General features: G+C 39.8%; 21 protein-coding genes and 2 tRNA genes. 10 read left to right on the plus strand and 13 right to left on the minus strand.

All coding sequences use genetic code 11. The annotated features are described in order from the left end of the window. Positions 1-19: 19 nt before the first annotated feature. The gene (locus ABLC00_RS02170) at positions 20-775 is read right to left on the minus strand and encodes an SDR family oxidoreductase (RefSeq protein WP_033846406.1); all 756 of its coding nucleotides are present in this window, start codon (positions 773-775) and stop codon (positions 20-22) included. A 112-nt stretch (positions 776-887) separates the two neighbouring features. Between ABLC00_RS02170 and ABLC00_RS02175 the strand changes: the two genes are divergently transcribed. After that, positions 888-1784, plus strand: coding sequence for a LysR family transcriptional regulator (locus tag ABLC00_RS02175; RefSeq protein ID WP_033846407.1), 897 nt, complete (start codon positions 888-890; stop codon positions 1782-1784). Between the two features lie 65 nt (positions 1785-1849). Here the strand turns inward: ABLC00_RS02175 and ABLC00_RS02180 are convergent. The 4 genes from ABLC00_RS02180 to ABLC00_RS02195 all read right to left on the minus strand — a co-directional run bounded on the left by ABLC00_RS02180 (position 1850) and on the right by ABLC00_RS02195 (position 7506). Then, positions 1850-1925, minus strand: a tRNA-Lys gene (locus ABLC00_RS02180). A gap of 22 nt (positions 1926-1947) precedes the next feature. Continuing rightward, positions 1948-2023, minus strand: a tRNA-Lys gene (locus ABLC00_RS02185). Between the two features lie 120 nt (positions 2024-2143). Beyond that, complete coding sequence (locus tag ABLC00_RS02190) at positions 2144-3985, minus strand: long-chain-acyl-CoA synthetase (protein ID WP_004710745.1); 1842 nt, start codon at positions 3983-3985, stop codon at positions 2144-2146. Between the two features lie 191 nt (positions 3986-4176). Continuing rightward, positions 4177-7506 (minus strand): Rne/Rng family ribonuclease, encoded by a 3330-nt coding sequence (locus ABLC00_RS02195; RefSeq protein ID WP_033846409.1) that lies wholly within the window; start codon positions 7504-7506, stop codon positions 4177-4179. A 722-nt stretch (positions 7507-8228) separates the two neighbouring features. On the opposite strand from ABLC00_RS02195, the gene ABLC00_RS02200 reads away from it, so the two are divergent. The 4 genes from ABLC00_RS02200 (at position 8229) to ABLC00_RS02215 (ending at position 11249) form a co-directional block, all read left to right on the plus strand. Next, a complete protein-coding gene (locus tag ABLC00_RS02200) occupies positions 8229-9161 on the plus strand; it encodes an RluA family pseudouridine synthase (protein ID WP_033846410.1) in 933 nt (310 codons plus the stop codon). Further along, the gene (locus tag ABLC00_RS02205) at positions 9158-9832 is read left to right on the plus strand and encodes an HAD-IA family hydrolase (RefSeq protein WP_004710739.1); all 675 of its coding nucleotides are present in this window, start codon (positions 9158-9160) and stop codon (positions 9830-9832) included. The genes ABLC00_RS02200 and ABLC00_RS02205 overlap by 4 nt, the downstream gene beginning before the upstream one ends. A gap of 70 nt (positions 9833-9902) precedes the next feature. Next, positions 9903-10595: a YafY family protein gene (locus ABLC00_RS02210; protein WP_033846411.1), complete on the plus strand. Its 693-nt coding sequence runs from the start codon at positions 9903-9905 to the stop codon at positions 10593-10595. A gap of 48 nt (positions 10596-10643) precedes the next feature. Continuing rightward, entirely contained in the window at positions 10644-11249 is a 606-nt protein-coding gene (locus ABLC00_RS02215) for a glutathione S-transferase family protein (RefSeq protein WP_002053331.1), read from the plus strand. A 57-nt stretch (positions 11250-11306) separates the two neighbouring features. Here the strand turns inward: ABLC00_RS02215 and ABLC00_RS02220 are convergent, their stop codons facing one another. After that, complete coding sequence (locus ABLC00_RS02220; RefSeq protein ID WP_004710735.1) at positions 11307-11984, minus strand: DUF1345 domain-containing protein; 678 nt, start codon at positions 11982-11984, stop codon at positions 11307-11309. Between the two features lie 258 nt (positions 11985-12242). Then, positions 12243-13142, minus strand: a complete 900-nt coding sequence (gene hcaR, locus ABLC00_RS02225; protein ID WP_002053339.1) for a DNA-binding transcriptional regulator HcaR — start codon at positions 13140-13142, stop codon at positions 12243-12245. A gap of 703 nt (positions 13143-13845) precedes the next feature. Here hcaR and ABLC00_RS02230 point away from each other — a divergent pair. Continuing rightward, complete coding sequence (locus tag ABLC00_RS02230) at positions 13846-14898, plus strand: MBL fold metallo-hydrolase (RefSeq protein WP_004710732.1); 1053 nt, start codon at positions 13846-13848, stop codon at positions 14896-14898. 68 nt (positions 14899-14966) lie between these two features. On the opposite strand, the gene katG is transcribed toward ABLC00_RS02230, so the two are convergent. From katG to ABLC00_RS02245, 3 genes are all read right to left on the minus strand, one after another. Continuing rightward, positions 14967-17123 carry a catalase/peroxidase HPI gene (katG, locus tag ABLC00_RS02235; RefSeq protein ID WP_002053304.1) on the minus strand — a complete coding sequence of 719 codons (2157 nt, stop codon included), beginning with the start codon at positions 17121-17123 and terminating at the stop codon, positions 14967-14969. Between the two features lie 512 nt (positions 17124-17635). After that, entirely contained in the window at positions 17636-19930 is a 2295-nt protein-coding gene (gene ptsP / locus ABLC00_RS02240; protein WP_004710729.1) for a phosphoenolpyruvate--protein phosphotransferase, read from the minus strand. An 84-nt stretch (positions 19931-20014) separates the two neighbouring features. After that, entirely contained in the window at positions 20015-20500 is a 486-nt protein-coding gene (locus tag ABLC00_RS02245) for an RNA pyrophosphohydrolase (protein WP_000567255.1), read from the minus strand. Positions 20501-20683: 183 nt separating this feature from the next. Between ABLC00_RS02245 and ABLC00_RS02250 the strand changes: the two genes are divergently transcribed. Together ABLC00_RS02250 and ABLC00_RS02255 are read left to right on the plus strand one after the other, a co-directional pair. Next, on the plus strand, positions 20684-21334 hold the full coding sequence (locus ABLC00_RS02250) for an HAD family phosphatase (RefSeq protein ID WP_002053378.1): 651 nt from the start codon (positions 20684-20686) through the stop codon (positions 21332-21334). 153 nt (positions 21335-21487) lie between these two features. Further along, complete coding sequence (locus ABLC00_RS02255) at positions 21488-22927, plus strand: DUF2252 domain-containing protein (RefSeq protein WP_033846412.1); 1440 nt, start codon at positions 21488-21490, stop codon at positions 22925-22927. A 4-nt stretch (positions 22928-22931) separates the two neighbouring features. Here the strand turns inward: ABLC00_RS02255 and ABLC00_RS02260 are convergent, their stop codons facing one another. Next, positions 22932-23528, minus strand: coding sequence for a hypothetical protein (locus ABLC00_RS02260; protein WP_020992382.1), 597 nt, complete (start codon positions 23526-23528; stop codon positions 22932-22934). A 95-nt stretch (positions 23529-23623) separates the two neighbouring features. On the opposite strand from ABLC00_RS02260, the gene ABLC00_RS02265 reads away from it, so the two are divergent. After that, the gene (locus ABLC00_RS02265) at positions 23624-23860 is read left to right on the plus strand and encodes a hypothetical protein (protein ID WP_006580478.1); all 237 of its coding nucleotides are present in this window, start codon (positions 23624-23626) and stop codon (positions 23858-23860) included. Between the two features lie 5 nt (positions 23861-23865). On the opposite strand, the gene ABLC00_RS02270 is transcribed toward ABLC00_RS02265, so the two are convergent. After that, a complete protein-coding gene (locus tag ABLC00_RS02270) occupies positions 23866-24726 on the minus strand; it encodes a LysR family transcriptional regulator (protein WP_001046500.1) in 861 nt (286 codons plus the stop codon). Positions 24727-24843: 117 nt separating this feature from the next. After that, positions 24844-25098 (minus strand): DUF2061 domain-containing protein, encoded by a 255-nt coding sequence (locus tag ABLC00_RS02275; RefSeq protein ID WP_000244901.1) that lies wholly within the window; start codon positions 25096-25098, stop codon positions 24844-24846. A 237-nt stretch (positions 25099-25335) separates the two neighbouring features. On the opposite strand from ABLC00_RS02275, the gene leuC reads away from it, so the two are divergent. Further along, positions 25336-26754 (plus strand): 3-isopropylmalate dehydratase large subunit, encoded by a 1419-nt coding sequence (leuC, locus tag ABLC00_RS02280; protein WP_002053327.1) that lies wholly within the window; start codon positions 25336-25338, stop codon positions 26752-26754. Positions 26755-26760 lie beyond the last annotated feature (6 nt).

The following is a 26760-nucleotide window of genomic DNA, read 5'->3' on the forward strand; positions in this document are numbered from 1 at the left end:
AGATGCGGCTTTTTTAATTTTAGCGGGTGGTATAACCGCCATTTGCGAAAATCGTTTGGCCCGTAATCCACCAACCATCGGTGACTAAAAAGCGAACGAGAGACTCAATATCTTCAATTTTAGTAAGTCCACCTAAAGCTGAAGCCGATTTATGGTAAGCCACTGCTTCAGCAGACTCCTGACCATAAAAGAATGGTGTGTCCATTGGTCCTGGCGCAACAGCAGTCACAGAAATTTGGCGGTCACCAAATTCTTTTGATGCAGCGCGAGTGTAATGTTCAACAGGTGCTTTTAAACCTTCATAGGTTGAATAGAACCCAGTATAGGCTGCAAGAAGTGAAGTCACGATTGAACAAATCTTGCCGCCGTCATTTAAATGACGACCCGCCGATTGAATAAAGAAATAGGCAATTTTTGAGTTGATATCGCTCATGCTATCAAACTCTTGTTCTGTTGTTTCTAAAAACGACTTCTTTAAGACCTTTCCAACTGTATTAATCGCAATATCTATTCCACCAAAATGCTGCTTAGTGTCTAAGAATAGCTTCTCGATGTTATCGATATCTGTTAGATCTGCCTGAATTAGAATTGCATCTGTACCTAAGGCTTTTACGTCTGCGAGTGTTTGCTCGGCATCTGCTTGAGTTTCTGAACTATTATAGTGAATTGCGAGTTTTGCTCCTTGTTCTGCAAATTTTCGGCTAATGAGTCCGCCGAGGTTTTTAGCACCGCCAGTAATCAATACAACTTTATCTTTGAGGCTATGAGTTGTCATGATGATTGTTCCTATGATGACTTGTTTTAATGTATTTTTAGTCTAGATTGGCGGTAATTTTTGATCAATTGTGCTAGTTTGGTTTAACTATTCAGAAAATACGAACAATTAAATGGATCGTTTGCAGCAATTTTTTATTTTTACAGAAGTCGCTAAACGACAAAGCTTTAGTGAGGTTGCACATCGACTCGATTTACCGCGCTCAACAGTAACGAGTGCTATTCAACAGCTTGAGACTCACTATGGCGTACGCTTATTTCATCGAACTACACGTAAAGTCAGTCTTACGCAAGATGGACAGCGAATATTGCCAGAATGCCAAAATCTTTTATTGGACTATGAACAATTAGAACAACTCATTCAGACCCAAAAACAGCATTACCGAGGTACATTAAAAATTTCGATGCCCAGTCGGATTGTGCATCAAGTAATTATTCCTGAACTGTCAGATTTTTATCATTGCTATCCAGATATACATTTGCAGCTTAATAGTTCTGATGACATGACTGACTTAATTGAAAAGGGAATTGACTGTGTTGTTCGGGTAGGTGAACTAGATAGCAGTAGTTTAATTGCAAGATTTATTGGTCATTTAGTTATGGTGAATTGTGCAAGTAGAGGCTATTTAGAACAGTACGGTATGCCTGAACAATTAGAAGATCTAGCTCAGCACAAACTCATTAACTATGCAGGAGCCGTAGGTGAAAAGCAGGGGGAGTTTGTATATCAAGGAGGAAGCGTGATGATGGATAGTGCTTTAAGTGTAAATAATACCGAAGCTTATAGTGCTGCGGCCTGTGCAGGTTTAGGGATTATTCAAGTTCCTTACTATGATGTTCAAGATAAAATTGAGCAGGGAATCTTGGTTGAAGTCCTGAGTGCTTATAGTGCACCGTCACTTCCACTTAATATTTTATATCCCAACAGGACTTATATTCCGAAACGATTAGAAGTTTTTATGAATTGGGTGGGAGAGGTTTTAAATCGAAAATGTATCGTCATCTTTTAGTCATAAAAAGAAAATAAGATAACAATAAAAAAAGCCTCTCAAATTGTGAGAGGCTTTTTAGAATTTGGTGGGTCGTCCGCGACTCGAACGCGGGACCAACGGATTAAAAGTCCGCTGCTCTACCAACTGAGCTAACGACCCAAATAGGTTCAAAACAGATAAGTGGTGGGTCGTCCGCGACTCGAACGCGGGACCAACGGATTAAAAGTCCGCTGCTCTACCAACTGAGCTAACGACCCGTATCGTTTTGATGTCGCGTATTTTAGCAAGTTATTCAACTAACACAAGAGGAAATTTAAAAACATTTGCATGATTGCCTATAAAAAGCACGATTTCCTCTTGTTTAGCTAAAAAATGAACTAAAAACGGTATTTATATGCCTGAATGTTGTCAAAAATTTCAGTTGTGATGTCACAGTAACTGCTTGCACCAGGCAATAAAGCGAGTAAACGTTCAGAAGTTTTGCTCGGATTAAACGCATCTTCTTTCAGTTTATTCTTCTGATATTTAAATGTGCCTGTTGTTTCGACCTTTTTTTGTACACGTAAAAATACCGGTACAGCATAAGCAGGCAAACACTTCTTAAACACAGTGACCATTTCGGTTAAATCTGCATCATTTAACTCTTCACCATCTGCCAGCGTAATTGCTGCCATACCAGCACGGCCGTTGGTATTTGGAATTTCTACACCATACACAACAGCTTCAGCAATTTTTTCGTATTCACACACCATGTTTTCCACTTCAGTGGTCGATACGTTTTCACCTTTCCAGCGGAAAGTGTCGCCTAGGCGGTCCACAAACTGAGCATGACGGAAACCGATATCTCGAACTAAATCACCAGTGTTGAAATAAGAGTCACCTTTTTTGAAAACATCTTTCCAGATCACAGACTTGTTCTTTTCAGGGTCGGTGTAACCATCAAATGGAGAACGGCTAGTAATTTTCCCAATGAGTAGGCCAACTTCACCTGCTTTTACTTTTTGGCACCAGCCGTTTTTATCGCGGATTGGTTCATTTTTTTCTTTGTCGAACTGAACAATGGCATATGGTGTAGGAGAGAAGCCAACTGTGTTGTCAAAGTTGAAAATGTTGCTAAATCCGACGTTACCTTCGCTCGATGCATAAAGCTCAAGCACTTCTTTAACACCGAAACGTTGTTTGAACTTGTCCCAGATATTTGGGCGCATGCCGTTACCGATCATTTTGGTAACACGATGGTTACGGTCAAGTTCCGTAACAGGAGCATCCATTAAGTAGCGACAAAGTTCACCGACATAACCAATAGCAGATGCATTAAATTTTTGAACGTCTTTCCAGAATGCGCTAGTCGAATATTTACGACGAATTGCAAGGGTTGCACTTCCAGCAATTACACCACACCAGCAAACCACCACACCTGTTGCATGGTAAAGCGGTAAGGTGACGTACATAACGTCATCTGGTCCTAAGTTTAAGATATGGCCATAAGTACCATACGCTAATGTCCAGCGACTGTGCTTGAAAATAACCGCCTTTGGTAAACCTGTTGTACCAGAGGTGTAAATATAAAACAGGCCATCATTACCAGTCACAGAATGGGTAGTGGATGGGTTAAATTTTGGAAATTGATCAATTTGGTCAGCTAGATTGATATAACCTTGAGGTGCTGTACCCGAATTTTGACGGGTTGCCTGATCTGCGAACCAGTGGAAACGATCTTTAGGAACATTTAAATCCTGACGAATTTCGTCAATAGCAGCACGAACTTCTTCACCCGCAATAACAGCAATTGGCTTTACCAGATTGATGCTATGAGCAAGAACCTTACCGACTTGTGATGTATTCACAAGCGCAATCGTGACTCCAATCTTGGCTAAACCAATAATTGTTGCGATTAGCTCAGAGCGGTTTTCAATCATTACAGCAATGACGTCACCCTTATGCGCTCCCAGCGAAAGGTAGTAATGGGAAATCTGGTTTGCCCATTCATTTAAAGCTTCATAAGAATAACTTTGATCTTCAAATAATAATGCCGCGCCTTTAGGATTTCGCTTAACAGCTTTTTCAAAAGCAATACCCAAACCTGTTGGAGTATGTGATGTTCTTAAATAAGCCTGTCTAAGACCATTTAGGATATGGGGTACTTTGGGAATGAAGCTAGGAAGTCTTGTGGCAACATCACCAAGCGTAATGATATCGGTCTGTGTTGTCTGGCTCATATCAATCCTATTTATTTTTCGATCAATCCAAAAAAGGTTGTGGGGCAAAAAGTCCAATAGTTTTCATGGTTCACCATGCTTTTAAAACTTTTCTTCTAGTGCAATCAACCTAATTGGTTAAAAATAACAAAAAAAACCTAGTCATCGAAATGACTAGGTTTGTTTAAATTAGCTGCAATTGAGCAAATGGCTTACTCAGCTACAGGATTAGCTTTTTTTGGCGGACGGCCACGAGGACGGCGAGGACGACTTGGTTTATCCTTGTCGGCTTTAGCGTCTTCTGTTTCAGCATCAGCTGCCGCTTCAGTCGGAGCCGCTGTTTCTTCAGGAGCTACTTTCGCTTTGCTTGTTGCTTTTGATGGCGCAGGTTCTTTTGCTACAGGAGCTTCAGCTACTGTTTCTGTAGTTTTTTCTTCTACAGGAGCAGCTTCAGGCTGTGCAACTTCAGTTGACTGATTAAGTTCAAGCGGTTGCTGTTCTGGTTCAGCAGTAGCTTGTGTTTCAGCTGGTGCAGTAGCAACAGTTTCTTCTGCTACAGGAGCAGGAGTTACAACTTCTTCTTGAGCAGAATGTTGTTGTTTCACTTGCTCAAATGCTTGCTCCGCAGCTAATTTTGCTAAACGGCGACGTTCACGCGGGTCATTTGCAACACGTGGAGTCGGTGTTTGCGATGGAGTAAGTGGAAGTACTGGTGCTGGTTCTGCTTCTTCAGCCGGTTTATGGCTTGGAAGTTCTGCATCACGAGTTACAGGCTTTTTCTCTTCTGTTTCAGAAGTTACTTCAACCACTAAAGTACTTGCATACTGTTCTGCAAACTTTTGCAATGCACGATTAAACGTTGGTACTAAACCAAATTGTTCAATCAATACGGTACAGTCTTCGCCATATACATGACGAATTAAGCTACCAATCGTGTGTTGTGCCAAAGTTGGTATTTGCGATGGCGCAATAGATGGCACAGCAGCTTTGGCTTGTTTAGCCTCACGTTGCTGACGACGACGCATACGTGGGTCATTGCTAGCACGTTGGATTTGTGGCTGAGCAGCTTGTTCAGTTGGCTGAGCTTCATTTTTTGCTTCAGCAACAACTGCTTTCTCTTCTGCAACAGGAGCTGGTGTTGACTCCGGAGCAACTTCAGCAGGAGCAGACTCAACACGCTCAACTTGGCGTTCAGGTGTAAGCGCCACAATCTCGCTTTGACCTTGATCAACATTAATAATTAAAGCAGTGTTCATGACATCATGCTTAGGCGCATCAATCACATCAACTTTAACTTGTTTTTCATCAACAACAACTGGTGCCGGCGTATTTTGATTTTCATTTAATACGCTTGGATCGCGGTGGCGATTTGGGCGGTTCGGACGCTGTTGATTATTGCGATCACGACGTGGAACAACATTTTCAGTTTGTTGTACATCATTATTTTGATGTTGCTGATCTTGCTGTTGTTGACGTTTTTGCTGACGTTTTAACTCACGTTGCTCTTGGCGTGACAACTGAACCACTTCTTCATGCACTTGATGTTGCTGTTCATGAGATTGGTGATGCTGCTCACGTTGCTCTTTATGTTTACGCTTTTTGTTGTTCTGACGTTGTTGCTGAGATTTATCGTCTTTTTCAACATGTTCACGAACTTCTTGTTTCACAGGTGACTGTGAAATATAAGCGTTATTTGTTTGAACTGGTGCAACTTCTGCAACAGCAGGTACGGCTACTTGACCGAACTGACCACGGCTAACAGCACCCGTATTTACCATTTGCTCAATCGCAGCAGCAGCGTTTTGTGCTGAACGAGATTGATCAACAGTTTGCGCTTGTTTTTGAACAAATAAGTTTTCTAACCATGCACAAGGACTTGCTGCTTTTTGAGCTGCAGGTTGCTGTACTACAGGTTGAGTTGTATGGCTTGTCTTTTTCTGAGCAGAACCATTTTTTGAAGCAGGGGCTGTTACATGAGCATGATCTGCTTCTTCTAAATGCCATTCAGAAGACTCATAACCTAACTCTTTCTCACTAGAGCGAGTTGCTTCAGTACGTTCATAGCTAGATGGAGCAAAACCATCTGGGTTATAAGCGATTTCGTAATGTGGAGTTTCTAAGTGCGGGTGAGGTAATACTGTTACACGTACACCAGAAGTTTGCTCTAAATACACCAAACTATGGCGTTTTTCATTAAGCAAGAAGGCTGCAATTTCAACTGGAACTTCAACCTGAACTTCACCATGACGTTCACGAAGAGCAATCTCTTCAACTTTACGCATGATTGAAAGAGAAAGTGAACGTAAGTCACGAACCATGCCTGTACCATGACAGCGAGGGCATACATAACCTGTTGCTTCTTCAAGCGATGGACGTAAGCGTTGACGGCTCATTTCCATTAAGCCAAAACGAGACAACTGACCGAACTGAATACGGGCACGATCGCTTTGGGTTGCTTCACGAAGTTTTGCTTCAACCATACGTTGATTGCGTTCTTTAGTCATATCGATGAAGTCGATGACAACTAAACCGCCAATGTCACGAAGACGAAGTTGACGAGCAATTTCTTCTGCTGCTTCAAGGTTTGTATTCAGTGCAGTTTCTTCAACATCATGTCCGCGAGTTGATTTCGCAGAGTTAATGTCGATTGAAACTAAAGCTTCAGTCTGGTCAATTACGATTGAACCGCCAGAAGGAAGTTTTACTTCACGTTCGTAAGCAGTTTGAATTTGGCTTTCAATACCAAAATGAGCGAACAATGGCTCGTTTAAAGTATAAGTTTTTAATTTGTCTAATTGACGTGGCATAACTGCTTTAACAAAGTTATATGCTTCGTTATAAGCCTGTTCACTATCAATTAAGATTTCAGCAACGTCATCACGTAAGTAATCACGAATCGCACGTGTTACAACGCCAGCTTCCTGATGAACAAGCATCGGAGAAGGGCCTGAGCTTGCTGTACTTTGAATTTGTGCCCAAAGGTCAAGCAAGTGTTGTAAGTCGAGTTGTAATTCTTCTTGAGTACGGCCAATACCAGCGGTACGTACAATAACGCTCATACCACGAGGTACATTTAAAGACGCTAAAATTTCTTTTAACTCTTCACGCACTGAACCTGAAATTTGACGGCTAATACCACCACCTTTCGGGTTGTTTGGCATAAGAACCAAATAACGGCCTGCAAGAGAAATAAAAGTAGAAAGGGCTGCACCTTTATTACCACGTTCTTCTTTTTCAACCTGAACTAAAAGCTCTGTGCCTTCAGTAATAAGTTCACGAATGTTTGAAGTTTGACGTGGGTCTGCCTGAAAATAGCTGTTCGCAATTTCACGCATAGATAAGAAGCCTTGACGACCTGCGCCGTATTCAACAAAAACAGCTTCTAATGAAGGTTCTACGCGGGTGACATGGCCTTTATAGATATTGGATTTTTTCTGTTCTCGGGTACGATTCTCTAAATCAAAATCGTAAAGACGATTACCAGTGATAAGTGCAACGCGAACTTCTTCGGCATGAGTTGCATTAATCAACATACGTTTCATGGGTGTGACACCTAATAGTGACTCACACAAACAAACCAAACAAACTTAAAGGTTCTGAACGAACATCGAACATGACGGATCATTTCCCAGATCTCAAAATACTTGTGGTCTGAGTCATCTGTTACCGGCTACATTTAGCCTTAGCTTCGATTCTCGTCTGTGATGTAGGCAATACTGCTTCAACCTTTAAATCGGAATTCCCTTTTGCTTCACTGGCGGGTGAGCGGTGCATTGGTTAATGACTTTCACTGTCATTGGGCGCGAAGTGACTTCTTTATTGGAAGTTTGATACGGAATGCTCATCGTATCGGTGCTTTCGGCAGTTCCAATGCATCAACGCTTTAGCCTGAAGGCAACATTAAGGAGCGATTTGTCTGATGTGTATCAGTTTACGTTCCATAACCAACTAGAGTTGGTAACATATTTTTTTGAACAAACTGAATTAAACGCAACAGTTTGTCATTTTGCCGATATAATAAGCCTTCGGCGTCGGCATAATTCTTTAGGACCTGTCCGAGCTGGTGATGAAAGCATCATTTTGATTGAGGTTTCAATCAGGAAAATTTCCCTTTAGATGTTCACTTACGGTGGTATCCGTGCGCTGACTATATCAAACCTTGCAGCATCTGCCTATGGGCTAAGCTTAGATTTCTTGTGAAAAAACTAAGCTAATCGGTCATTTATTAATCAAATTTCGTAAAATTTCAGGTTTAAATATTAGTATGAATTCTACACAGCAATGGCAAAGTGTCACTTGGTTTGAGGTGGATGAGCATCAAGCAGGACAACGAATCGATAATTTCCTGTTTTCACGTTTGAAGGGTGTACCAAAGAGTCGAATTTATCGTTTGATTCGTGAAGGTCAGGTTCGCGTGAATAAAAAACGTATTAAAGCCGAGACCAAACTTACAATTGGGGACCAGATTCGCGTTGCGCCTATTCGCTATGAACAAAAAGATGAAACTGCTGTTCCTGTAAGCGACAGTGTAGCTCAAGGTTTATTAAGCCGTGTGGTTTACGAAGATGAAGGCCTATTAGTTGTAAATAAACCTTCAGGTATTGCCGTACATGGCGGTAGTGGCATGGCGTATGGTTTGATTGAGGCACTACGCGCGGCAACAGGTAAAAAATATTTAGAACTGATTCATCGTATTGACCGTGACACTTCTGGTCTGGTCATGATTAGTAAAAAGCGTAGCACTTTAAAGTTGCTACAAGATATGTTGCGTGAACACAAAATTCGTAAGACCTATGCCGCTATTGTAAAAGGTCAGGTAAGTCTTGATAAACAACTCATTGATGCTCCTCTATTTCGCTATGAGTTAGCAAATGGCGAGCGTCGCGTACGTGTATCTAAAGAAGGTAAGCCAAGTAAAACCGAATGGGTGGTTGCAGAGCGCTTTAAAAATGCCACACTGGTTCATGCTTCGCCTTTATCAGGTCGTACCCATCAAATTCGTGTACATGGTTTAAGTATTGGACATCCTTTGCTGGGTGACGATAAATATGGTCACAACACTGCTTATGCGGGGCCTGAAGCACGCCGTTTGTGTTTGCATGCCATGCGTTTAGATATTCCGGGTTATCCAACGATTGAAGCACCGTTACCAGAAGACATGACCCAGTTATTAGAGGCTTTGAGAGTAGCAAAATGAGTCTGAAAACCGAATTAGTGATTTTTGACTGGGATGGTACTTTATATAATTCTGTTGGTCAGATTGTGGCAAGTTTACAGCATGCGGCCGAGCAGCATGAGTTAACGCTAACGGATGAAGCCGCAAAAAGTATTATCGGTTTAGGTTTACCGGAAGTAATGCAAACTTTATTTCCGGAAACACCAGAGCTACATGAATCGATTTTAAAAGCATATGGCGATCACTATATTGCCAACTCGACAAATGATGCATGGTTCGAAGGTATTTCTGAGTTACTTCATGACTTAAAAGCTCAAGGTTTAAAACTTGCAGTCGCAACGGGTAAAAACCGCCGTGGATTAGACCGTGTGATTGCAAAAACACAAAGTACTCATCTGTTTGATGTTACTCGAGCAGCCAATGAAACCCGTTCAAAACCAGACCCGCTTATGTTGCAGGAAATTTTGAATGTAACAGGGGTAAGCGTCGAGCGTGCCATAATGATTGGTGATAGTAGCTATGATCTTGAGATGGCACAGCGTTTAGGTATGCCACGTATTGGTGTTGGCTATGGTGTGCATTCAATCGAAGTTCTACAACAGTTCCAGCCTTTAACGATTGCTAAAGATGTACCTGAACTGCACAACTTTTTAAGAGAGTATGCAAAGCTCTCTAATGCAGATGTAGCGTAATTTAGAATGATATAAGAAGGGGGAATTTATTCCCTCTTATTGTATGTCCAATAACAATAAGACGAGAAAAATGAGCCGTTCTATTCGTTTATTAAATCTTTTACAGCAACTTCGTGAATCCCGTTATCCAGTGACTGCACAAGTCTTGGCTGAGCGTATGGGAATTAGTGTTCGTAGTATTTACCGCGATATCGATAGTCTACGTGCCCAAGGTGTGAGAATCGATGCATCAGCGGGTTTAGGATTTCAGCTTAAAGAAGACATAGTATTGCCACCAATGACGCTCAATGAAAATGAAGTTGAAGCTATTTTTCTGGCGTTGTATTGGTTGAAGAGTGTACCCGATCAATCTTTACAATCGGCTTCTACATCAATCTTAGCTAAATTAAATTCTGTTCTGCCTGAACATCGCCAATATTTATTACAGCAAACAACCTTAAGAGCGTTTAACACATGGCTGCCTGTAGATAAAAATCAGGTTGAACAAGTACGTTTAGCCATTCGGCAGCAAGTCAAAATTACGATGCATTATCAGGATGAACAACAACGAAGTAGTGTTCGAATCTTGTGGCCTTTTGCCTTGGGATACTTTAATGACAAAATTGTGTTGGCCGCATGGTGTGAATTAAGACAAGACTTTCGACATTTTAGAATGGATCGTATTCAACACTTAAGTTTAACCCAAGAATTATATCCATCATTTAAGCAGCAACTCTTCCAGCAGTGGTGGGCACAAGAATCGCAGACTACTGACAAAAACTGACAACAGATATTTGTAGACTAGAACCACGATAAACAAGGAGCCATAAAAATGAGCCTTAAACTTTATACTAACAAAGAATCGCGTGGTGTAGTGATCGACTGGCTTTTAGTCGAGCTTGGTGTTGAATGTGAACGTATTGAAGTTGCATACCGAACCGAGATGAAGTCACCAGAATATTTAAAAATTAATCCTTTTGGAAAAGTACCTGTATTGGTAGATGGCGATGTTGTTATTTATGAGTTAGGGGCAATTTGCGCATATCTTGCGGACAAGTTTAGTGACAAAGGCTTGGCACCAGCCTTGAATGATCCGAAGCGTGGTTTGTACTATCGTTGGTTATTTATGATGGCTGGACCTTGGGAAGCTGCTGGCGTTGATAAAGCTCTAGGAATAAAAGTATCTCCTGAGCAAAAAATGTTTGTGAGTTATGGTGATTACAACGATGCTTACCAAGCTTTGATTCAAGGGCTGAGTGAGGCTAATCCATACTTATGTGGTGAACAGTTTACGGCAGCAGATGTCAGCGTGGGCGCGATGTTGTTATGGCAATTGAAAATGAACACGATTGAATCACACCCTACCATTACACGTTATGTTGAAACGATTAAACAACGTGAAGGGCTAAAACAAAGCAGTATGGGCGGATTATTGTAAACCTATGCTGCTTCGAGCCACCTTTTAAGGTGGCTTTTTGTTTTTTAATCAAAAGCTTTAATTGCTAATAAAACCCGCAGCGACGTTAATACAAATTGCTAAAATAGTCGTGTTAAAGCCAAATGCCAGAACGAAATGAAATAAGTTTAGCAAACGCATATGCCTAGTGGTAACCGATACATCTGCTGTTTGTGCTGAAGTACCAATAATATAACTAAAATATAAGAAATCAGGATATGTTGGATTTTTGGTCCCTGGAAAATCTAATCCACCACTTTCTTCATTTCTGGATAAAGCCATGTAAAAGTCATGTGCATAGTGCAAGGCGAAAACGGTGTGCATAAAAAGCCATGCTGAAACAATGGTAAGTAAAGCTAAAGCAACGTGTCCTAATTTTGCATAATGGTCAGAAGGAAGCTGAGACAGCTGTACTAATATAGCAACTAGACACATAGAAATTGCAAGTAAAACAATCAGCATAATGACCCATTTGCTTTCATCTTGTTTTTTAGCTTGCTGCTGCATTTGAGAGTGATCAGCATTTTTCATAAGTTTGAAAACATTCAATAAATATAGGCCAATCGAACCGTTCCAGCTTACTAATAAAATAGTAGACCATTTCCATGAGGTAAACCAAGTCAATAGAATTCCGGCAATAACGCCAACGAATAAAGCAATAAAGAAGTGAGGTCGGTTTTTTACGCTACGCCCCAAATGCTTTAATAGTCCCAACATTTACTCGACTCTCCTTATGCCGTAAAAACTATTTTTTTACTATTTGGTTAATTTAACATTAAGTTTTATATATTGTTTATACTTTTGATTGTCTTTTTAAATAATATTTTTGATAAGCTAAAATATAAAAAATTATCGCAATTTAAATAATGGATCAAAAGTATAAAATAAATCTTAAGCTCATTTATTTTATACTTTAATTTAGATTTTCTAACTAATTTATTATTGCCAAATAAAGTTAACTTTAATTTGTCGTATTTAATCGAGATTCTTATCAAGATGAAACACTTTATTGAGCTGGTCAATAAATCTTTTAACACCTACAGATTCTGTATTTTTACGATAACTGACAAATAAATCTAAAGAAGGTAAATCCACATCCAAAGGGCGAACTACTGTATTTGATACACCTAGAGGTGCAACATAGGCTGGTAAAATCGTACAACCTAGACCTGACCCAATAGAATTAATATTGAGTAAAATACTATCGGCCTTTTGTACGATATTCAGATCAATACCATGAGTTTTAGTAAATTCTAAAATAGTATTGTGCAGCGTATTCGATTGTTCGGCGGCAGGAATAATAAAATCTATACCGTGTAAAGCTTTTACAGGAATGCGTTCATATTTAGCCAAAGGATGGTTTCTAGGTAATAAAAAAATTAATGGTTCTGTTAAAACAAATTGGCTTTGGATTTCATCGGTTTCGGTATTATCACGAGTGAAGGTGATGTCGAGTTCACCTCTTTTTAATGCTTTGAGTTGTTCTGTATTATTTAAGCTTGATAGTTCAATGGTCAGGTCAGGATGTTGTAATCGTAGATTTGGAAGTACGTACGGGAAAATTTTCATTTCTGCAATGGGGACAAAACCAATACGTAATAATTGTTGTTTGGCCTTTGAGACTTGACGTGCCATCGCTACAGCTTTATCTGCTTGAGCAAGTGTTAAACGGGCATGTTCTAAAAATACTTCACCTTCTTCAGTTAACTCGACTTTACGTTTTGTGCGGTTTAAAAGTCGTACACCGACATCTTCTTCTAAATCTTTAATTTGTTGGCTAAGGGAGGGTTGAGCAGTATAGAGTTTTAGAGCGGCCTTACTAAAATTTAATTCTTCAGCAACAGTGATGAAATATCGAAGATGGCGTAATTCCATAAGACTAATCCAAAAAATGTCTTACTATGATTTAAGTAAAGTATAAAGCATAAAACTATATAGCGTGAAGATGCTTTAGATATTTATAAAATAAATGAAAATTTATAAATCATTATTAAATTAATATGAAATTTTTCTTAATTATTAATTTATAAAATATATTAATTGCCGATTATTAACTGTTTTTTTTAAATTTTCATAGGAAATTTTAATTTCTTTTTTAAAAATCACTTAAAGTTTTCTCATATTATGAAAAAATCTATTATTAATGCAGAGATTTAGGTGTTGATTTTTTTAGCGAAAAATTTTGGAAAGTATTTTTATAGTAAATGTATCACACTTATATTGCTCTATTTTTTAGTTTATCAAGCATCGATAAAAGTTGATAAAATTAAGCAATTTAAAAGATTTATTGAATAACTAAGATAAAAGTAGTTCATGCTTTAGCTGTAGATTACTTATTATATACTATTGTTATGTTATACAGTAGCTTTTAATAAGAACTGTAAGTAACGAATCACAAACTCAACACATCTAAACATTTTTTTGTGGCACTTTAGATTGGTGTATGTCGGCGGCGACAAAAATAAAGGGATATTTATATGATAAATAAGTGTAAGTGTCATAGCTTAATTTATTTAAATCGCTAAGATAGAAAATTGAATGAATCATCCTCCTGATGCTACAACCATAGAATAAGCCCATGAAAGACAAGCCGACATTAACTTATCAATTGCCGACTCAGTCCTGTTGGACGCATACATGGATAAAACCGCCTTTTTGTCATCCTGAATTGGGCCATGAAAACGACACCCGTTTTTATAATCAGCAGCCTAGATCGCCTGCACGAGGATCGAAAGAATTATTGCGTTGGTTAGTCACTCGTGAATCTTATACATGGAATGTTGATATTCAAGGTGAATACGAAACTCGTGTGAATACACCAATTGCCTTACCACAGAACCGTCCTCATGCGGATTTAGATGATTGGCAAGTATGGTTTGTAGGTCACGCTACTGTACTCATTCAAATTGGACCATATAACTTTATTACCGACCCGGTTTGGTGTGATTATGCGAGTCCGTTGCATGGGCGTGGACCACGCCGTGTATGCCCGGCCGGTTTTGCTTTGGAACAGTTGCCCACTATTCATGGAGTCTTACTGAGCCATAATCATTATGATCATATGGATTTGGCAACGCTTGAATGGTTGCACAAGAAATTTGCGATGCCGATTTATACAGGGCTTGGCAACGGGTTTTACTTGCCTAAAGATTTCCATGTCATTGAAATGGATTGGTGGCAAGAAATTCCTTATCATGAGTTAAGAATTGTCTATACACCTGCTCAGCACGGTTCGGGGCGGGGCTTACGTGATCAAAATAAAGCACTTTGGGGTGGTTTTTCGGTTTTAGCAAAAACAGGTCATTGTTTTTTCGCTGGTGACACTGGCTATGCAGCACACTTCAAACAGATACATGCACGTTATGGCGCACCACGTGTTGCTTTACTTCCAATTGGAGCTTATGAACCTCGTAAACTAATGAGCTACGTTCACATGAACCCTCAAGATGCAGTTCATGCACATTTGGATTTACAAGCGCATCGTTCTGTTGCGATTCACTATCGAACTTTCCAGTTAACAGATGAAGATCGGGAAGACCCTGAACATGCTTTAGCTCAAGCTATTAAAGCTTCATCAAAACTTGCTAATCCCTTTTATTGTATTCGAGAAGGGCATAAATTGACTGTCTAAAAGCCTATGGTTTTTATATTAAAAAAGCCAGTTCAAATTGAACTGGCTTTTTATTATTTCGACTTAAATTAAGCTAAGTCAAAACGGTCAAGATTCATGACTTTTGTCCATGCTGCAACAAAGTCTTTAACAAATTTTTCTTTACCGTCGGCTTGAGCATAAACCTCTGCCAATGCACGTAAGATTGAATTAGAACCAAAGACTAAATCATTGCGTGTTGCAGTAAATTTAACTGCACCTGTTTTACGATCTTTGCCTTCAAATACTTCACTTGTTGAATCAACAGGTGCCCATACATTCGACATGTCGAGTAAGTTTGTAAAGAAATCTGTGCTAAGTACACCGACTTGCTGAGTGAATACACCATGCTGTGAACCATCCCAATTGGTGCCCAGTACACGTAAACCACCAATTAATGCAGTTAACTCTGGTGCAGTCAAAGTCAGTTGCTGAGCTTTATCAATCAATAAGATTTCAGCTGGTGTGTTGACTCCCTGTTTTTTCCAGTTTCTAAAGCCATCAGCAGCGCCGAGTAGTAATTGGAAAGTTTCGATATCAGTTTGACTTTGTAATGCATCTACACGACCAGGAGCGAATGGTACGCTAACGTTGAAACCTGCCGCCTGAGCAGCTTGTTCTACACCGATGTTCCCTGCAAGCACAATTAAGTCAGCCAATGATAATTGAGTTGATGCTTTGAGTTCTTCAATTTTAGTTAAAGTCTCAACAGCTTTTTTATTGACTTCCCAACCACGTTGAGGAGCTAAAGCAATGCGTGCACCGTTTGCTCCACCGCGTTTGTCTCCACCACGGAATGTTGATGCTGATGCCCAACCAAGAGAAACCAACTCACCGGCAGATAATCCTAATGCAACAATTTTTGCTTTTGCATCAGCAATACTTGCAGCAGATGGAATAGCGTTAGCGGCCGGTAATGGGTCTTGCCAAATTAAATCTTCAGCAGGGACTTCAGGACCTAAATAACGTGCTTTTGGACCCATATCACGGTGAGTTAATTTGAACCAGGCACGAGCAAAAGCATTTGCGAAAGCTTGAGGGTCGTTATGGAAGCGACGAGAGATCTTTTCAAATTCAGGGTCAAAACGTAAAGTCAAATCTGTAGTCAACATTGTTGGCTTACGTTTAATTGACGGGTCGAAAGGATCAGGAATAATTGCCTCAGCATCTGCTGCTACCCATTGGATTGCACCAGCAGGTGAACGTTCTTGTACCCACTCGTATTTGAATAGGTTTTCAAAGAAGTAATTGCTCCATTGTGTTGGTGTCTGTGACCAAATCACTTCTAAACCTGACGTGATCGCATCTTTACCCACACCTGTGCCATAGCTATTTGCCCAGCCAAAGCCCATTTGCTCAATTGGAGCGCCTTCTGGATCGGCATGAACATGGTCAGCAGAGGCTGCACCGTGAGTTTTACCTAAAGTATGACCGCCTGCAATCAAAGCAACAATTTCTTCATCGTCCATTGCCATGTTGCCGAAAGTCGCGCGAATAAAAGGCGCAGCTGATCTTGGGTCACCGCTAGCTTCTGGGCCTTCAGGGTTTACATAAATTAGTCCCATCTCGGTTGCCGCAAGATTACTGCCAGCTAAAGCTTCAGAGTTACGGTGAGCTAACCATTCTTTTTCATCGCCCCAGTTTACATCGTTGTCTGGTTCCCAAACATCTTCACGGCCTGCACCAAAACCAAAGGTACGGAAGCCAGAAGACTCAAGTGCAATATTCCCGGCAAGAATAAATAAGTCAGCCCATGATATTTTTTGACCGTATTTTTGTTTAACAGGCCATAGTAAACGGCGTGCTTTATCTAAACTTGCGTTGTCGGGCCAGCTATTTAAAGGCGCAAAACGTTGTTGACCACGACCCGCACCACCACGGCCATCACCCATACGGTAGGTGCCGGCAGCATGCCATGCTAAACGAATAAATAAGCCTGTGTAATTTCCCCAATCGGCTGGCCACCAATCTTGGGAATCGGTTAAGACATTTTTGATATCCGCTTTAAGTGCGTAGTAGTCAATTTTTTTAAATTCTTCACGGTAATTAAAATCTTTACCAAGTGGATTAGAGCGTTCTGAATGTTGATTGAGTAAGTCGACGCGTAATTGATTTGGCCACCAGTGCAAATTAGTCGTGCCACCACCGACTGTTACTTGCGGTTTTGAGTTATGACCTGAAAAAGGACATTTTGATTCGTTTGACATGATTATATTCTCTCTGGGTAATATTTATTTGAGCTCTTAATGGAACCGAAAGCTCATTTTCCTGGACTTCTGGGTTAAAAAAATGATGCTTATCGAATAAAGAAATGAGGAAACAAGTGGTGAGATAAACCGTTTTAAAAATTTTTCACTGTTATGTCAGCTCATCATTTTTATTCAACAATACATGAGTTTCCTTTGTTTATTATTCCTTCAATTTACTGCATGAAGGCTAAAAAACAAGAGGGAAAATGGTTCGACTTTTGCAAATAATGATGCATGGCATGAGCTCCTTAATCATTGAAACATCGCAATATCTTTCAATTTCGTTCTTTAAATATACTAAAATTTGATTGTTTATTTTTCAAATGGATTAAATTGTCTATATTAATAGGTAAAATCGATTTTAAGGGTTAAGCAAAATTGTTGAGTACGGTAAATGGGGATTTGAAAAAAGAAAAAACTAAAACTAGTTCAATTAAAAAGGAGAGTTAAAACTCTCCTTTTTTAAATATTTATACGGTGACAAGGCGGTTAGATTTAACCATATCCGCCAAACCATGCGTTTTAAAGTAATACTCAAGCCAGCTTTTTACAATAAGCGGGTTATTCATTTTCATGACATCATCAAGTAACTTTTGCGCATCTGTCATTGGTACATGGCAAATTGCTTTACGCACACGCAAGATATTGCTTGAACTCATAGAAAGAGTATTAAAGCCCATTGCCATTAGTAAGATTGCTGATAATGGGTCACCCGCCATCTCACCACAAATACTTACCGGTTTTTGGTATTTGTGACATTCCTTCACCAGTCGAGTCAACGCACGCAAAATAGATGGATGGAAGTGTGAATATACGCTAGCCACATGCGGATTATTACGGTCTACCGCAAGTAAGTATTGAGTTAAGTCATTTGAACCAACCGAGAAGAAATCGACAAGTTCAGCAAACTCATCAATTTGTAGCAGTACACTTGGTACCTCTACCATAATCCCGATTTTTGGTTTAGTAATTTTAACTTGCTCTTCTTCTTGCACGGCTATCCAGTCTCGCTCAAGTAAATAAAGTACTTCTTCGACTTCACTTACTGTTGTCACCATTGGCAATAGAATATGCAAGTTATTTAAACCAATACTGGCTTTGAGCATTGCTCGGATTTGTGCTGAGAAAATCTCTGGATGATCGAGTGTAAAACGAATACCGCGCCATCCTAATGCTGAGTTTTCTTCTTCGATACTAAAGTACGGTAAATCTTTATCGGCACCAATATCGAGGGTTCGCATTACCACTGGTTTATTGGCAAAGTGACTCAACTGTTGGCGGTAGATTGCACGTTGTTCTTCTTCACCCGGGAAACGTTCCCGTAACATGAATGGAATTTCACTTCGGTATAGACCTACACCTTGCGCGCCGCGTTGTACGCCGCGAACAACATCAATCATGAGACCTGTGTTTACAAATAGTTGAACAGAAACCCCATCAGGAGTAATCGCTTCTTTGGTCTCGTATTGTTTGAGATCTTTTGCGATTTGCTCGTCTTCTTTTTGAATTTCTTTATAGCGTTGGCGTAAACGACGTGGAGGGTTCACAAAAACACGACCCTGATAGGCATCCACAATCATTTCCGCGTCATCAAGCGTATTTACAGGCAGTTCAGTAACACCAACTACAGTTGGAATACCTAATGCGCGTGCCACAATCACCATATGTGAATTAGCTGCACCTTCTGAGGTTACAATAGCAGCGATATTATCGACCGGTAACTCGACGAGCGCAGCAGTACTAATTTCTTCACCAATTAAAATACTGTCTGGACTGAGTTCACGGTGGCTAGAATCTTCTTCTTGTAAACACGCTAAAATACGTCGGCCTAAATCTTTAAGATCGGAAACGCGTTCGCGAAGATAGTCATCTTCCATTTGCGCAAATAGGGCAGTGTGCTTTTCAATTACACGACGTACAGCACCTTGTGCCCAATGACCATCACGAATCAGATCTTTAATTTCTGCGGGTAATGCATTTTCATCTAGCATTCTTAAGAAAACACTAAATAAAGCGCGTTCTTCTGCCATGAGTGAATCATGCATTTTTTCGTCTAAAGAACGAATCTCTGAACGAACTGATGAGATCGCTTGATCTAAAAGGCGAAGTTCATGGCTAATATCTTCTGCTTCACGGTCAGGGACAGCACCCAAATCGGCAGGTGGATATAAAATGATAGCGCGGCCTAAAGCAACACCGCCTGCACCTGAAGCGCCTTGGAAGGTTTTATAGGCAGGTCCATTGCTTGGTTTACGAAATACATCGATATTACCAACCGCGTGAGCATGTGCAATTACCCCGGAAAGCTGTGCACATAGCGTAACTAAAAAGGACTCGGCTGCTTCGCTAAAATCTTGAGGAAGTCTATTTTGGACGACTAAAACACCCATAACCTTACGACGGTACATGACAGGTACGCCGAGGAATGAGTTATAAATTTCTTCGCCCGTTTCGGGTAAGTACAAGAAGCGCTCATGCTTTGGGGCATTATCAAGGTTAACGATTTCCTCACGTTGCCCAACCAGACCGACCAAGCCTTCACCTAACTGCAATGAGACATGTCCAACAGATTCTGGATTTAAGCCTTTTGAGGCCATCAAGACATAACGCTGATTGCGTTCATCGAGTAAATAAATAGAGCAAACATCCACTTTCATGGCCTCAGCAACCTGATTGACCATAATGTCTAACGATTCATGCAAACTCACGGACGCATTAATCTCTTGGACAATGCGTCTTAGAGTGTCGAGTTGCATGTTTGACATGGATGTATACTCCAGTATTTTTTAGACTATGAATGTATTTATAACAGCACTTTTAATAAAAATCATTTGCTAGATAAATGATTTTTAGGGTAATTGTTGCATAGGCAACTGTGTACACAACTCCACCATGGCTTTGCGGTAAACATCACGCTTAAAGTTCACCACTTGACCAAGAGGATACCAATAGCTAACCCACTGCCATTCATCGAATTCGGGCGGGTCAGAGAGGTTCAACTGAATATTTTTTGCAGGCGCAGTTAACTTCAGTAAAAACCATTTTTGTTTCTGTCCGATACATACGGGGTCAGAGTCTGACCGAATGTACCGATGTGGCAAACGATAACGCAGCCATCCCTTGGTTTGCGCAATAATCTGGACATGTTCGGGCAATAAGCCGATTTCTTCTCTCAGTTCTCGAAAAAGTGCCTGTTCAGGGGTTTCTCCAAACTGGATGCCTCCTTGTGGAAATTGCCAAGCATTGTGACCAATGCGCTTTGCCCATAAAACCTGTCCATCATCGTTTGCCAAAATGATCCCGACATTCGGTCGGAAACCTTCTGAGTCGATCATTTGGCTACCTAAATATTTGTCTATATCGTTGACTTTGACCACGGGGACCAACAACTTTTTATGTCCAGCTCGAAAAGATCAAAGTAAAATGTTTAAATTGTTACGATCTTAACGAATTTCTATCGACTAGCGGAGATAGATTTACATTTTTTTTCTTAAATTTCAGTTTAAACGAGAATTTTCATGAAACTGGCGTTGTTTGATTTAGACCATACCTTGTTAAATACCGATTCAGACCATTCTTGGGGTGAATTTTTAGTCAATGAAGGTTTGGTTGATCCGGTTCATCATCGTCAGATGAATGATAAATTTTATGAAGATTACAAAGCTGGGCAACTTGACCCCTATGCTTATAATGAATTTGTTTTTGGCTTTTTAACTAAGCATGACAATAACTATTTAACTGAGCTTCATCAGTTGTTTATGGAAAAAGTAATTCGCCCTCAAATGCGTCCTAAAGGTTTTGAGGCGATTAAGAAACATCAAGATTTAGGCCATACCATTGTGGGTATTACGGCAACGAGTGATTTTATTACGGCGCCGATTTTCCGTGAATTTGGCATTACTGAAATTTTAGCAACCAATGCCGAAGTTGTTGATGGCAAATATACAGGTAAAGTTGCGGGCTTGGCATGTTATCAAAAAGGTAAGCTTGCGCGTCTTGACGATTGGTTGGCTGGACGCAGTGTGTCTGAGTCTTGGGCTTATTCAGATTCAATCAATGACCGTTTTTTACTTGAATATGCAACACATGCAATTGCTGTAAATCCTGATGATCGTCTAGAAAAGTTAGCTCAAGAGCATAACTGGGAAATTCAGGACTGGTCGATTTAAGATTGTAGAGTTGGAAGACCCATACGGTATTTAAGGTTTTCCAACTCTTAATTCATTAGGTTTAAATCATCCTTTTTATATCCCATGAAAATCCTAATCCAAAAATAAATATTGATAAGTTCAATAAAAATAAATTTAAAAAAAGAGGTAATAATGTCAAAAACACCACAGATTAAATTACCAGAACAACTTTGGAATAATCAAAGCATTGATTTAACACGTCATAGCTATCAAGGAAAATTACTGAGTAAAAGTGAGGGTTTTAAATTAGGTAAGACTCAACGGAAAAAAGTACCGCTTGAACAACTTTCAAAACTTTCTGAACGGCCAGAAGGAACAACTGCTTTAACGATCTATGATTGGAGTAACCAAGGACGTTTAGAAAAACTCAAACCGATTCGTGCAAAACGGATGAGCGTTTCACCATTTACATTTTATCGTGGCATGCCTTCTTTGATGCTATTTGACCAAGTGTGGGAGCCACTAAATTCAGGTTTATTTCAACAGATTTGTGGTGATTGTCATTTAAGTAACTTTGGTGGTTTTGCAAGTCCAGAACGTAACCTGTTATTCGGAATTAATGATTTTGATGAAACTTTAGTTGCCCCGTTTGAATGGGATGTAAAGCGTTTAGCAACCAGTTTTGTGATTGCAGCACGCGATATTAATCTTGCAGATAAAGTGGGTTTAAAAGCAGTTAAAATAATGCTGAATAGTTATCGTCAGCACTTATTGGAAAATGCGAAACTTTCGCCCCTACAAGTTTGGTATGAAAAAATTGATGCTGTTACCTTATTAGAAAATACTGAATGCCGAAAACTAAGAAAGAAAAGCGAAAAGGATCTTGATTCTGCGCAGAAAAAAACGGTGTACTCTGTATTGCCGAAGCTTACACAGCAAGACCAAGATACAGGCTTGCGTCATTTTGTAGATGATGCGCCGTTATTATGGCACCCAAATGCAGATGAACCATTTAGTAAAGATGTTGACGTATTCTTTAAACAATACCGTGACTCTTTGAAATATGATCGCCAAGTCCTTTTTGATCGTTATCAATGTACAGATGTGGCTTTTAAAGTGGTTGGTATTGGAAGTGTTGGTACACGATCAGCCATAGCATTATTTCAGGATGCAGATCGGGAGCCGTTAATTTTACAAATGAAAGAAGCGAATCCATCAATTCTTAGTCCGTTATTTGTAGAAAAAGTAAATCACGAAGGTGAACGTGTAATACATGGACAGCAACTGATGCAAGCCGCAAGTGATATATTTCTTGGATTTTCCTCAATATCAACTCAACATTTTCATGTACGTCAGTTACGTGATATGAAAATCTCTTTTAATCTTAAGGATATGGATGAAGAGTATTTCTATAAGTATGCTGAAGATTGTGGCTTGGCTTTAGCGCATGCCCATGCAAAATCGGGAAATGCAGATGTGCTTATAGGATATCTTGGAGAGGGTGATACGATTATAGACGTATTACAAACCTATGCAGAAGAATATGCAGAGCGTAATCTAAACGACTATCAGCAATTTATGAATGAAATTGCTGATAGTAAGATTCAGCTCGCCGGAGATGATGCACTTTAATAAATTATTTAACTTTCTCTGTGACATGCCAAATATTTGGGTCAGGGTTCTGTTGATGCCAATGCTTGAATTGCGCCCGCCATTGCTGAAAGGGCTCTGATAACGTAGGGCGTGGATCATCACTTAAGCTATAAGCCATGCCTTCTACCAGCCATTTAGGTTTAGTCAGCATTGCTATATTTCCCCATTCTTCGGCTTGTCGATGATGAATAAGTTCATGAGTGATATAGAAATCTTTCCAGCCTCGTGGTGCAACCAATAACCCCAAATTACCAACCGCTTTAGCGGCTGCTTTTTCCATACCAAAGGTATTGGCACATTGTGGAGTGGAGCAAAAAACCATAGTGGGCTGTTGATGAAAAGCACCTAATTTATCTTGGGTTTCTTGTAATGCCTGATTATAAAGTGTGTTCGCAAGAGGTTGTGTCTTTGGATCATCTACACAGACTTGACCATCACAATGTAACAATGAAAGGTGATGGGCGAAAATAACACGTATCGGTTTAAACCAAATAAATGTAACTAGAACTAAGATAGCTAAAGTTATAAATATATATAAACCGACTTTAATTATATTTGAATATGGATTCTTCACGATCATGAATCTTAAGCGAAAAGTATAAGGATAGTAGAGTAAAGGGTATATATTTACAGTATTATTTCTAATCAATATATAACTTTATTAATTAAAATAGCATGACTAAAAATAAGCGCACTAAAAGTAAAGGTAGCAATGGTTTCTTTCAAGAATTTATAGATCAGCTCATTACCGCTATTTTTGGTGAGTTACTTATTTATATCATTGCTTTACTGTTTATGAGTGCACTTGGCGGAATTATTTTCGCTGCCATATGTTTCAGTTGGGGCGTTCTATTTTTACTACTACCTTTCGCGGTTTTGATTTATATCCTTGTTAAAAAATATAGCCATTAATACCGTTATTCTTGCATCATTTTAATTAGTTCCTGCATGGCTCTAGATTGAGTACGTGCAGGATGCCATACCATGCCTAATTGACGATTCATCTCGACATTTAAATCAAGCTGCTGCATATCTTGATTCAGCAGAGTTTTTGGTAAAACTGACCAACCTAAACCAATAGAGACCAACATGCGAATAGATTCAAGAGGGTTATTGCTCATGGTAATTTTCGGTTTAAGGCCTTGTTTTTCAAACTCAGCTAAAGTGATTTGAGCTGTATAAGTCTGTGCGGCAGGCAGCAAACTTGGATATTCAATTAAATCTTGTAAGGTCAAATTCTTTTTTTGAGCCAAGGGATGAAATGGAGCAGCTACAAAAACTAAAGGATCATTCCAGATCGTAATATAGTTAAGGCGCTCATCACCTGAGGGCGGGAGTGTTAAAAATGCTAACTCTAAATCGCCAGCAAGTACCTGTTCGTGTGCTTGTTCGGAATCAACAAAATGTACGTCTAGCGTGACTTGAGGAAACTGCTGAACGAAGTGTTTAAGCGGAGCAGGCAAGTGATGCAAACCGATGTGATGACTCGTCCCGATTTTTAAACGACCTTGTATTTGGGTTTGTTCATGACTTAGCGTGTGGTGAATATCTCGAAGTTCATTTAACCAGCTTTTAACTTTTGGTAATAATGAATGCGCAGCATGAGTTGCTTGAACCCCACGGCCTGCCGACTCAAATAGCTTTACACCAAAGTACTCTTCTAGGCTATGAATACGTTTGGTGACAGCAGGTTGGGTAATAAATAGTTGATCCGCAGCCACAGAGATCGAACCTGTTTCCATAACTTTTACAAAAGCTTCAAAGGCTGCAAGATTCATAATACAACTCTACTTGGAATAGAAAAATCGAGAGAGGCTAAAGTTGCCAAGCCAAAATCGTATCATGCTTGCAGCTCAACGTTCTATAAAGTTGTGATTTAGCGTATTAATCTTAATCTAAGCAGTTGTCTCATTTTTGCTTAAAGCTGATATACGGCGGTCTTTTGCTGCCCATACTTTTTCATGAAAGAAAAATGCAAATGCCTGTACTGTTGGTTCTAACATACTTAATGTTAAAGCCATCCAAATATTACCCGTTACAAAGTAGGCAACTAGCATGGCTACCGTAATATGCATAATGTAGTAACTTAAGGTTTTCTTTAATGTACGTTGATTATTAACAACGAATTTTTGAATATTAGCCATAACCATTCTCTCTATCTGTATTTGATATTTTTAGTATAGAGATGAGAGTATAAGATTAAAAATGGATTATGCAAATGATAATCATTAACAAATCCCATTTATATATTTTGACCGATATTAAGACATTCAGGAATGATTCCTAAAAGTTTTCTAATTTATAAAAATGATAAATTAGATTTATGTAAAACTCTGGCTATAATCGAAGAAAGATTAGAATTACCCAGTCCAATGGAGCAAGACGACATGGCAGGCAAAACTTTATATGACAAATTGTGGGATGACCACGTAGTTACAGAGCGTGATGATGGTTCGTGCTTACTTTATATCGACCGTCATTTATTGCATGAAGTAACAAGTCCACAAGCATTTGAAGGTTTGCAACTTGCGGGTCGTCAACCGTGGCGTTTAAGCGCAAACGTAGCTACACCAGACCACAACGTTCCAACGTCTAAAAAAGAGCGTGATCAGGGCATTGCAGGTATTGAAGATGATACGTCTCGTATTCAGGTTCAGACCTTAGATGATAACTGTAAAGCATTTAATATCGTTGAATTCGGTATTAATGACATTCGCCAAGGTATTGTACATGTTGTTGGTCCTGAACAAGGCTTAACTTTACCGGGTATGACGGTGGTATGCGGTGACTCGCATACAGCAACTCACGGTGCCTTTGGTTGTTTGGCACATGGTATCGGGACATCTGAAGTTGAACACGTTTTAGCGACACAATGTTTGATTCAGAAAAAATCAAAAAATATGTTGGTTCGTGTTGATGGCGTTTTAGGTAAGGGCGTAACACCAAAAGATGTGGTGTTGGCGATTATCGGTAAAATCGGTACCGCAGGCGGTACGGGTTACGCAATTGAGTTCGGTGGTCAAGTTTTCCGTGATATGTCGATTGAAGGACGTATGACGGTATGTAACATGGCGATTGAAGCGGGTGCACGTGTTGGTATGGTTGCAGTTGATGACAAAACCATTGAATACGTAAAAGGCCGTAGCTACGCACCAAAAGGTGAGCAGTGGGAACAAGCGGTTGCTTATTGGAACACTTTACATTCAGACGATGATGCTGTTTTTGATGCAGTTGTTGAGTTAAATGGCGCAGAGATTGAACCACAGGTATCTTGGGGTACTTCACCTGAGATGGTAATTCCAGTATCTAAAGCTGTACCAACTTTAGAACAAGCGAAAGATGACGTACAACGTAGTGACTGGACACGTGCGTATCAATATATGGGGTTAAACGCAGGTCAGGCATTGGCTGAAATTCAACTTGACCGTGTATTTATTGGTTCTTGCACTAACTCACGTATTGAAGATATCCGTGCTGCTGCTGAGGTAGTTAAAGGTCGTAAAGTGGCTTCTAGCATTAAGCAAGCGATGATTGTTCCGGGTTCTGGTTTAGTGAAACAGCAAGCAGAAAAAGAAGGTTTGGATAAAATTTTCTTAGAAGCTGGTTTCGAGTGGCGTGAACCGGGTTGTTCAATGTGTTTAGCCATGAATGCAGACAAGTTACAACCGGGCGAACACTGTGCATCGACATCAAACCGTAACTTTGAAGGTCGTCAGGGTAATGGTGGCCGTACTCACTTGGTAAGTCCGGCAATGGCAGCTGCTGCTGCGATTGCAGGTCATTTTGTTGACGTTCGTTCATTTTAATTCGGT

Origin of the sequence: Acinetobacter nosocomialis (genome assembly GCF_041021905.1) — a bacterium.
GTDB classification, from domain to species: Bacteria; Pseudomonadota; Gammaproteobacteria; order Pseudomonadales; family Moraxellaceae; genus Acinetobacter; species Acinetobacter nosocomialis.

Coding starts and splice junctions, on each gene's coding strand:
- ABLC00_RS02245 (WP_000567255.1), bottom strand. CDS start 20,500: ATGATCGACTCAGAAGGTTTCCGACCGAATGTCGGGATCATTTTGGCA.
- ABLC00_RS02170 (WP_033846406.1), bottom strand. CDS start 775: ATGACAACTCATAGCCTCAAAGATAAAGTTGTATTGATTACTGGCGGT.
- ABLC00_RS02220 (WP_004710735.1), bottom strand. CDS start 11,984: ATGTTGGGACTATTAAAGCATTTGGGGCGTAGCGTAAAAAACCGACCT.
- ABLC00_RS02190 (WP_004710745.1), bottom strand. CDS start 3,985: ATGAGCCAGACAACACAGACCGATATCATTACGCTTGGTGATGTTGCC.
- ABLC00_RS02195 (WP_033846409.1), bottom strand. CDS start 7,506: ATGAAACGTATGTTGATTAATGCAACTCATGCCGAAGAAGTTCGCGTT.
- ABLC00_RS02210 (WP_033846411.1), top strand. CDS start 9,903: ATGAGCCGTTCTATTCGTTTATTAAATCTTTTACAGCAACTTCGTGAA.
- ABLC00_RS02200 (WP_033846410.1), top strand. CDS start 8,229: ATGAATTCTACACAGCAATGGCAAAGTGTCACTTGGTTTGAGGTGGAT.
- leuC (WP_002053327.1), top strand. CDS start 25,336: ATGGCAGGCAAAACTTTATATGACAAATTGTGGGATGACCACGTAGTT.
- ptsP (WP_004710729.1), bottom strand. CDS start 19,930: ATGTCAAACATGCAACTCGACACTCTAAGACGCATTGTCCAAGAGATT.
- ABLC00_RS02270 (WP_001046500.1), bottom strand. CDS start 24,726: ATGAATCTTGCAGCCTTTGAAGCTTTTGTAAAAGTTATGGAAACAGGT.
- hcaR (WP_002053339.1), bottom strand. CDS start 13,142: ATGGAATTACGCCATCTTCGATATTTCATCACTGTTGCTGAAGAATTA.
- ABLC00_RS02175 (WP_033846407.1), top strand. CDS start 888: ATGGATCGTTTGCAGCAATTTTTTATTTTTACAGAAGTCGCTAAACGA.
- ABLC00_RS02215 (WP_002053331.1), top strand. CDS start 10,644: ATGAGCCTTAAACTTTATACTAACAAAGAATCGCGTGGTGTAGTGATC.
- ABLC00_RS02205 (WP_004710739.1), top strand. CDS start 9,158: ATGAGTCTGAAAACCGAATTAGTGATTTTTGACTGGGATGGTACTTTA.
- ABLC00_RS02255 (WP_033846412.1), top strand. CDS start 21,488: ATGTCAAAAACACCACAGATTAAATTACCAGAACAACTTTGGAATAAT.
- katG (WP_002053304.1), bottom strand. CDS start 17,123: ATGTCAAACGAATCAAAATGTCCTTTTTCAGGTCATAACTCAAAACCG.
- ABLC00_RS02230 (WP_004710732.1), top strand. CDS start 13,846: ATGAAAGACAAGCCGACATTAACTTATCAATTGCCGACTCAGTCCTGT.
- ABLC00_RS02275 (WP_000244901.1), bottom strand. CDS start 25,098: ATGGTTATGGCTAATATTCAAAAATTCGTTGTTAATAATCAACGTACA.
- ABLC00_RS02260 (WP_020992382.1), bottom strand. CDS start 23,528: ATGATCGTGAAGAATCCATATTCAAATATAATTAAAGTCGGTTTATAT.
- ABLC00_RS02250 (WP_002053378.1), top strand. CDS start 20,684: ATGAAACTGGCGTTGTTTGATTTAGACCATACCTTGTTAAATACCGAT.
- ABLC00_RS02265 (WP_006580478.1), top strand. CDS start 23,624: ATGACTAAAAATAAGCGCACTAAAAGTAAAGGTAGCAATGGTTTCTTT.